Source organism: Acinetobacter sp. ANC_7512, from assembly GCF_056779935.1.
The window spans coordinates 1-1,121 of the sequence record NZ_JBWYIX010000027.1 but is presented as its reverse complement, the minus strand read 5'-3'; the positions used below and the strand labels follow the sequence as shown (position 1 = coordinate 1,121).

The window sequence follows — 1,121 nt, the reverse complement described above, 5'->3', positions numbered from 1 at the left end:
CTGCTGCCGTACGTAGTTGGCTGGTTAAAGCAAATTGGTCTTGATCAGCACGGCTAATATTGAACTGTTCAGCCACGTTTTCAGCCGTTTGCGGCATGGTTTCAACACCATACATTTCTTTAAGCTTCGGGTTGATAAAACGCCAGCCCATGGTGGTGTCTTCAATCTTTTGACTACGACCAAATGCACTCTCAGATTTACCCATCACAAATGGGGCACGTGACATAGATTCAACACCACCTGCCACAATCACGTCAGCTTCACCAGCTTTAATGGCACGCGCGGCCATTGCCACGGTATCGAGTGATGAACCACATAAACGATTGACTGTGGTTGCAGGTACTGTATAAGGAATACCTGCTAAAAGCGCCGACATACGACCGACGTTACGATTATCTTCACCGGCTTGGTTGGCACAGCCAAATAAAACGTCATCGACGACATTCCAATCCACAGAAGGGTTACGTTCCATTAAAGCTTTTAATGGCACTGCACCTAAGTCATCCGCACGGACAGGCGCTAAACCACCGGCATAACGACCAAAAGGCGTACGGATGGCATCAATGATGTATGCGTTTTTCATAGTGTAAGATCCTAAAACCAGTCTTAAGCCTGAGTGGCATCAATGAGTTTGGCACCCGTCATCGATTGAAGCTCTTCAAAAGATAAGCCTTCAACTTTCTCAATCACTTTCATGCCATCTCTCGTCACATCAATCACACAAAGGTCTGTGTAAATGCGGTCCACACACTTCAAACCTGTCGCAGGATAAGTCAACTCAGCCACGATTTTAGGTTCGCCTTTTTTAGTGACATGATCGGTGGTGATGAAGACTTTTTTCGCACCCACGGCTAAGTCCATTGCACCACCCACAGCAGGGATGGCATCAGGTGCACCGGTATGCCAGTTTGCAAGATCACCATTTTCAGCGACTTGGAAAGCACCCAAGACTGCGATGTCTAAATGACCGCCACGCATCATGGCAAATGAATCCCCATGATGGAAGAATGCTCCGCCTTCAAGCATGGTGACAAACTCTTTACCCGCGTTAATTAACTCAGGGTCACGGTCTTCTTCCGCAGGGGGTGGACCAAAGGCCAATAAACCATTTTCAGAATGTA

2 protein-coding genes are annotated in these 1,121 nt (G+C 47.4%); both read right to left on the bottom strand.

The features are described from left to right. The coding region (locus AC1M9H_RS14295; protein ID WP_481613644.1) for a thiolase family protein at nucleotides 1-583 on the bottom strand (583 nt) is incomplete at its 3' end. A gap of 23 nt (nucleotides 584-606) precedes the next feature. Beyond that, on the bottom strand, nucleotides 607-1,121 hold a 515-nt coding region (locus AC1M9H_RS14290), incomplete at its 5' end, for a CoA-transferase (protein ID WP_481613643.1).